Annotated in this window: 5 protein-coding genes; 1 reads left to right on the top strand and 4 read right to left on the bottom strand. The window is 68.6% G+C overall.

The features are described from left to right. From ASD47_RS20625 to ASD47_RS20610, 4 genes are all read right to left on the bottom strand, one after another. Positions 1-1,134, bottom strand: a 1,134-nt coding sequence (locus ASD47_RS20625; RefSeq protein WP_369800324.1) for a TolB family protein, incomplete at its 3' end; no start/stop codon positions are given. Between the two features lie 14 nt (positions 1,135-1,148). After that, the gene (locus ASD47_RS20620) at positions 1,149-4,154 is read right to left on the bottom strand and encodes a TonB-dependent receptor (protein ID WP_082564732.1); all 3,006 of its coding nucleotides are present in this window, start codon (positions 4,152-4,154) and stop codon (positions 1,149-1,151) included. A gap of 124 nt (positions 4,155-4,278) precedes the next feature. Beyond that, on the bottom strand, positions 4,279-5,277 hold the full coding sequence (locus tag ASD47_RS20615) for a FecR family protein (protein ID WP_056760608.1): 999 nt from the start codon (positions 5,275-5,277) through the stop codon (positions 4,279-4,281). Then, the gene (locus ASD47_RS20610; RefSeq protein ID WP_056760605.1) at positions 5,274-5,816 is read right to left on the bottom strand and encodes an RNA polymerase sigma factor; all 543 of its coding nucleotides are present in this window, start codon (positions 5,814-5,816) and stop codon (positions 5,274-5,276) included. The genes ASD47_RS20615 and ASD47_RS20610 overlap by 4 nt, the downstream gene beginning before the upstream one ends. A 720-nt stretch (positions 5,817-6,536) precedes the next feature. On the opposite strand from ASD47_RS20610, the gene ASD47_RS20605 reads away from it, so the two are divergent. Continuing rightward, positions 6,537-6,887 (top strand): antitoxin Xre/MbcA/ParS toxin-binding domain-containing protein, encoded by a 351-nt coding sequence (locus ASD47_RS20605; protein ID WP_056760602.1) that lies wholly within the window; start codon positions 6,537-6,539, stop codon positions 6,885-6,887. Positions 6,888-6,889 lie beyond the last annotated feature (2 nt).

Genomic DNA, 6,889 nt, shown 5'->3' with positions numbered 1-6,889 from the left:
GATGAAGGCGATCCAGGCCTGACGCCGGCCTCGCGCCACGCTCATGCTCTCTCGCAGGGGCGCAGCGGTTAGAGGGTTTTTACACAGCCTCGACCCGTAGTCGAAATCGGGGATCAACGCCGCGCCGACCTTCTGAACCGCCTCACGCGACGGATCGATCACCGTCAAGGCGCCGGTCGCCTCGGGCTTGTTCACCGGGTGCTGGAAGACCAGCAGCCGGTCCGCGCCGGGCGCCCAGACCAAGGGCTCGATGAGCGTCGTGCACCGGGGACAGGGGGTTTGGACGGCGCCGGTCCGCAGGTCCACGATCGTTAGCGCGCGACGGCGGCTGGGCGCCATCATCCGCACGGCCGGGACATCGGCGAGACCGACGCGCTCGGCCTCGCCCAGCACGGCGAGGTATCGCCGGCTAGGGGAAAGCTCCAGGTCGAAGAAGCCGCCGGTCGCCAGCACCGTCTGCGTCCCGGTGGCGAGGTCGAACCGCAGGAGGCGCCGGTCCTGGCGCGGCTCTGGAAGCCGGGCCCGGCCGCTGCCCATGACGCTGGCGCTGGCGATCCGTCCCTCCGCCTGCCGGGCCCAGAGCGCCGGGAGGCGCTCGCGGTTTTGCGAATTGAGCTTCTGGTCCACCGGCAGCTCGCCCGGTTCGAGCGCGATCGCCACGAACGCAGTTTCCGACACCCACTGCAGGCTGCGGCCATAGGCGGGTTGGTCGACGCCGAACGGTAGCCAGCGCACCGCGCCGCTCTCCAGGTCGGCGATCCCCGCATCCCAGCGTCCGGCCTTCCAGCGCGAGACGACGATTTGCCGCCCGCTGGGCGAGAACGGGCCGGCCCTATAGCCGGCGCCAGGTTCGGCGGCGAACAATGGACGGGCGCTTTCCCCCGTCGCCAGGTCGGCGACCATCAGGCGGCCGATCCGCGCGTCGGGCGTGTCGAAATCAAACCGCGCGGCCTGATCAAACGGCGCCTGGGTCTCGATCACCAGGCGCCGGCCATCGGGAGACAGGGCGGTAGACCCCAAGTCCTCGAGCTTGAGGAGACGATCCAGGCTCAGGGGTTCAGATTGCGCCGCGGTCGCGGCGAGGATCAGCCAGGCCGCCGCGAGGCGACCCAGCCGTTTTGCTGCAACGATCATGATGAGGCCCCGACCTACCAGCGCTTGGTCAGCTGGAGGGAGACGAAGCGGCCAAGCGGATCGGCGTTGGCCGTGTCGTAGCCGACGCCCTGAGGATCGTCATAGAACGGCGGGTCCGCGGCGAACAGGTTCTGCACCGAGAAGGCGGCGGCCAGTCCCTTGCTCCAGCCCGCCCCTTGGGCGCGCCAGGCGATCTGAGCATCGAGCGTCGTCCAGCTGTCGACCGCCGCGCCGAGGGTCGTCTTGTAGTCGTCGACATAGTTGAGGCCGCCGGTCATCGACCACGCCTGGCGGGTCCAGGTCGCGCCGAGCCTGGCGCGCAGGTCGACCGGCTGACGGGCCTGGTCGAGCAGCGACAGCCAGCTCGAACGGGGCGTCACCTTGCGCTTGTAGTCGAGCAGGTAGCTGGCGTTGCCGGTGAGATCGAGCTTGCCCCCGGCCAAGGGCAGACCATAGCGCGCCGTCAGGTCTACGCCGCGCACGTGCAGGCCGCCGGTATTGACGTAGCGGCCGTCGACGATCGCGGTGTAGGCGGTGGTCGGATAGAGTCCGGCGCTGGTCGTGCCGGCCAGCAGCGCGGCGACCTTGGCTTGGTCGGCCGGATTGTTGACGTCGAGCGGCTGGACGAAGGGCGCATAGGCCGGATTGCCCAGCACGTTGGTGAGGTTCTCGTAGACGGGCGTTCCGATCTGGCCCTTGAAGCGCGTGTCGAACCAGGTCGCCGACAGTCTCAGGCCCGGAAGGCTTCGGCTGCTGTAATCCACGCCCGCGGTCCAGGACGTGGCGCGCTCGGGCTGCAGGTCGGGGTTGCCGCCGTAGCGTATGAACACGAGCTTGCTGGCGGCCCCTTGGGCCAGAAAGCTCGGCCCGCCGTCCTGGGGCTGGAACACCTCCGGCAGGGAGGGCGCGCGGAAGGAAGTCCCATAGCTGGCGCGGACGTTCACCGCCTCGACCGGCGACCACACCACCCCGATCTTCGGGTTCCGCGTCGTGCCGACATCATCATAGTGCTCTATGCGTCCCGCCAGCGACAGCTCCAGGCGCTGCATGCCGGAACGGGCGTTCTCGGGTCCGACCAGCGGCGCGCGCAGTTCGGCGAAGCCGGCCAGGATCTTGCGGTCGAAGGGCCCGGTCAGGGTGGTGGTCGGGGCGGCCCGCGAGGTCATGGCGATCGTGCGGGTGTCGAAGTGCTCCTGGCGGTACTGGCCGCCGACCGCCAGCTTCACGGGACCGCCCGGCAGGGTCAGCAGCGTGCCGTCCGCCTGGCCGTTCAGGGTCTCCACGGTGCTGACATAGCGGGTGCGCAGATAGCCGCCGGCGATGAAGTCGAGCACGGCCTGACTGTTGGCGGCGCCATCGCCGTAGGGGTTGAAATAGCCGTCGCGCGCGGCGCTGTAGGCGGTGGCCGGGTCGTCAGGGATCGAGCCCAAGGCCTCGTTGAGAAAGCGCGTATTGAGGCGGCGCTCGCCGTCGCGGCGGGTCACGTCCTGGGCATAGGCGCCATAGAGGTTGGCGCGCCAGGTGCGGCCCAGATCGACATCGGCGCCGAGCGACGCGGCCACGCTGGTCGAATCGCCGTGCGCCCGCAGAGGGCCCAGCTCGTCGGTGAAGCTGTAGCCGATCACGTTCGAGGCCACGCCGTTGGGCGAAACGAAATAGGGGTTGGCGCGGGTGACCGTGAAGATGTTCACCGAGCCGGGCAGGGCGAAGGCGAACCTGCGCCGGCTCATCCGGACATCGCCGCTCAGCTCCAGCCGCGGCGCCAGCTGCTGGCCGAAGGCGGCGTAGACGGCGTTGCGGTCCTGCTCGGGCAGGATGTCGGACCGGGCGCGCTGGTTTTCGAGATTGACCTGGCCCGCCTGAAAGCTGGCGGGCGTCAGGCCCACGCCCGATTGACCAGCGGGGATCGCCCAGGTCGGGACATAGCTGCCGGCGACCAGCAACAGGACGTTGCCCGGATGGCTGTAGAAGAACCGGTGATCGGTCCCGCCGAGCGGCCGCAGGTCCGCATTGGCGGCATAGGGCCGCTCGGCGCTGGCCACGCGGTCGCGCCGCCAGTGCTCGTAGCTGACCAAGGCGTGCCCGCTGCTCCAGGTCTTGCCCAGGGTCTGGGCGAACTGCCGCTCGAAGGCGCCGCCGGCCGTCGCGCCGCCCAGGCGAGCGCGCGTCTCGGCCCCGTCGAAGTCCTTGCGCAGGATGACGTTGACCACCCCGCCGACGGCGTCGGAGCCGTAGAGCGCCGAAGCGCCGTCGAGCAGGACCTCGACCCGGTCGACCGCGGCCGTGGGCAGGGACGAAACGTCGGCGAAGTCCCCCATCAGGCCCGACCCGGCCATGCGGCGGCCATTGACCAGGACCAGGGTCGCCGAGGCGCCGAGGCCTCGCAGGTTGACCCCTGTCGAGACCACGGGATTGGCGCCCGAGCCGTCGGTGTTGGCCAGGTTGGTGTCTGCGGAGGCGTTGCCGCCGAACGCCTGGGGCAGGTCGGTGAGCATGTCGGCGACCGTGGCGCGGCCCGAACGATCAAGATCGTCGCGCGAGACGGTCACCATGGGCGAGGCGCCCTTGGCCGGCCCCCGGATCAGCGACCCGGTCACGACGATTTCGGAAAGTTGGCTTGGAGCCTCTGCGAGGTCGTCGCCTGTGGCGGAATCCAGGCTCGCAGCCGGGGTCGCACCCGGCTTGCGGCGCTTGAGCACGAAGGCCTTGTCGCCGCGGCGATGGATGTCGATCGGCGCGTCGGCGACGAGCCGCTCCAGGGCCGTCTCCGGCGTAAGGCGTCCACGAATTCCATCGCTTCGCTGGCCGGCGACTAACCCGGGTGAATAGACCAACTGACGCCCGCTTTGGGTCGCGAAGGCGATCAGAGCCGCATCCAGGGAGCCGGGGCGAATGTCGAAGGCGACGGCCGCGGTCGCCTGCTGGGGCGCGGCCAGGACCGGCGTGACAAACACCGGGACGAGGAAGGCGGAGGTGGCCAGGCCGATCAGCAATCGGCGGCGGAGGGAAAGTTGCGGCATGAAAGGGGTCCCCTTGGACGCTGCTGCTGCGTCCGTCGTGGGACGGATCTTCTGTGCACGGCGCAGGGCGTCGGGGCATTGACGCGCTAGGACGACCTCTTCCCTGGCGGGCCGGCGAAAAAACCTACGGGCTCGCGTCACCGTCTCCTGCGCGAGTCAGGCGAATCGCTCCGTTCTTGCTGTCCCGCACGACCGCCAGATCGTGCAAATCGGCCACGGCGCCGATGAAGGTGTCAGTGTCGCCTACAGCGAAGACGCCGGTGATCAGCGCCTCGCCCACGGCGCCGTCGGCGATCTCGATCTTGCGCCGTTCGTAGCGATTGAACTCGGCGACCGCCTCGCGTAGCGGCACGGCGCGAAAGATCAGCCGGCCCGACGTCCAGCTGGTGGCCGCATCGACGTCGACGCGGCTGGGCGCGCCCGAGGGCGCCCGGGTGGCGATGCGCTGGCCCGGCGCCAGGCGCCAGACATGGCCGGGGGCGCCGCCGGCCCCGTCGCGAACCTCCACTGCGCCGCGGACCAAGGTGATGATCGCGCCGCCGCGATCACGGCGAACGTCAAAGCGCGTGCCCAGGGCCGTGACCGAGGTGGGGCCCGCTGTCACGACGAACGGGCGGACCGCGTCATGGGCGACGTCGAACAGGGCCTGACCTTGGTCCAGCCGAAGGTCGCGCCGGGCGCGGCCCAGCCGCACCGACACTTGGCTGTCGGTGTCGAGCACCACGGTGGAGCCGTCGGCCAAGGTGATCGTGCGCTGCTCGCCCACCCCCGTGGAATAGGTTCTGGGAGCCCAGAGGGCGTAGCCGCCGCCGAACGCCGCCAGCAGGACGACGGCGAAGGCTAGTCCATAGGCTAGACGTCGTGCTTTTGGCGCAGCCGCCGGCCCAGGCGTTCGGGCCAGGGCGCCGCTGATGGCGGCCTTGATGTCGGGATCGTCTTGCAGCGCGGCGCTTCGCCGCCAGAAGGCGTCGACCTCGTCGTAGGCTTCCTTGTGACCAGGCGCCTTGCGCCAGATCCGGAATGCTTCCATGTCGGCATGGGGAACGTCGCGCTTGTTTAATCGGGCGAACCAGTCGGCGGCCTGCGCCTTGGCCTCCTCCGATGGGACAGTCGAAAGGCTCATCTGTCGCTTCTTCCGCCCAGTTCTGACCGCGCCGTCATGCAATGGGCGATCGCCTTGCCCAGCCGCCATTCTACGCTTTTCACTGATAAACCGCAGCGTGTGGCGATCTCTTCATATGTCAAACCTTGGAAGCGGCTCAAGACGAAGACGTCCCGATAGGCCTCGGGGATCGACAGGATCAATTCCTTGACGAGCAGTTCGTCACCCGGGAGCGCCATGGAAGGATCCTGCGAAGGGCCGTCCTGGAAGCTGCGGACGTGGCGGCCGCGGACGGCGCGCCGACGGATCAGATCCTTGGCCAGATTTGACGCCACGCGCATCAACAGCGCCTGCGGCCGACGGATGTGGTCAGGGTCGTGCGGCGCCAGGCGGACATAGGTCTCCTGGACGACGTCCTCGGCGTCGGCTTCGATCCCGCGGCCGAAGCGCTTTCTCAGCATGGCGGCCAGCCAGGGCGCATACAGCCTGTAGAGCTGGTCCAGGTCGCGGCGCTCGCCCCAATCAGGCTGGGTCGCCACGCGCGGAAGGGTCGGGTCCATCGCCTACTCCGTCGCTTAGACGAGGCTTTGGAAACCCAGGGACGAACAAGGGCGCGCAGCCGCTCGTCGCGGACGCGATCGCACGCCCCCCAGGGGGCGCGCACGACGGGTCGCATCGCGGCGCGTCGTTATGGCTCTTAGACATCGCACGGGGTTTCCACGCCCCACCGCCGTCCAGGGACGGCGGCCCTCGAATCCTGAATCAATCGAGGCGCCAGCGCAAGTCGTAGACCGCCGGTAGGCGAGAAGGGGGCGGGCGTTGGAACCTCGTGCGTTCGCTAAAGGCCCGTCGATTTCGGAATCCGACCGCCGCCGATTACCCCCGGCTCTTGGTCGGCCCCTATGAGACGGCGCCCGCCACGGTAAACTGAAGGAGGCGATCGCGACGCGCAATCTAGATTGCGCGCGATGGGGCGAACGCCGGATAGAGAGACTAAAGCGCATGCGCGAGCACACACGCCCTAAGAGTGCGTCAGCCGAGCATTCTTATGGACGTTCCTCCGGGGAGACCTCCGGCCAAGGTTGGCGCCTCGCAACCCAGCTTCTCAGCCGCTCTCCGGGTGCACAACCTTTATAGCTTCGACACTTAAGATCCCAACGCGTCCGGCCGTCCTGATGACTTGCTTCGACGCCCTCCAAGCGACGGCCGACGACAGCTGTCTTGAGCTCCACATGAAATAACGCTATTTTGCGTCAATTGATGAGTTGAGCAAAAGCGCCATGGCCCTGCACGCATACGCCGACGGCGGCTTTTTTGCCCCGCGCAAGATCGCCAACGCCTTCCACACCACGAGCGAGGAAGTCGCGCGCACGGCGGGCCTTGGCCGCGACGCGGTTCAGCGCAAGGAGCGGGTGCGGTCCGATCGGACGCAACGCCGGCTTCGCGAAATGGTTGAGGTCATCAACAAGGTTGAGCCGCGCTTTGGCTCTGCCCTGATCGCCTATGCCTGGTACCGCTCCGAACCGCTGGCGGGCTTCTCGGGGCAGACAGCCATGCAACTTGTCAGGGAGGGGCGTGGCGACGAGGTTCTCGACTATGTTGATGCGGTGGATGCCGGCGTCTACGCCTAGAC

This window comes from Caulobacter sp. Root1472 (assembly GCF_001426985.1).
GTDB lineage: Bacteria > Pseudomonadota > Alphaproteobacteria > Caulobacterales > Caulobacteraceae > Caulobacter > Caulobacter rhizosphaerae.
Note: the sequence above shows the minus strand (reverse complement) of the source record. Positions and strands in the feature narration are given on the sequence as shown.

Bases quoted from the DNA above. Each gene is read 5' to 3' on its own strand.
- ASD47_RS20620 (WP_082564732.1), bottom strand. From the start codon at position 4,154: ATGCCGCAACTTTCCCTCCGCCGCCGATTGCTGATCGGCCTGGCCACC.
- ASD47_RS20615 (WP_056760608.1), bottom strand. From the start codon at position 5,277: ATGAGCCTTTCGACTGTCCCATCGGAGGAGGCCAAGGCGCAGGCCGCC.
- ASD47_RS20610 (WP_056760605.1), bottom strand. From the start codon at position 5,816: ATGGACCCGACCCTTCCGCGCGTGGCGACCCAGCCTGATTGGGGCGAG.
- ASD47_RS20605 (WP_056760602.1), top strand. From the start codon at position 6,537: ATGGCCCTGCACGCATACGCCGACGGCGGCTTTTTTGCCCCGCGCAAG.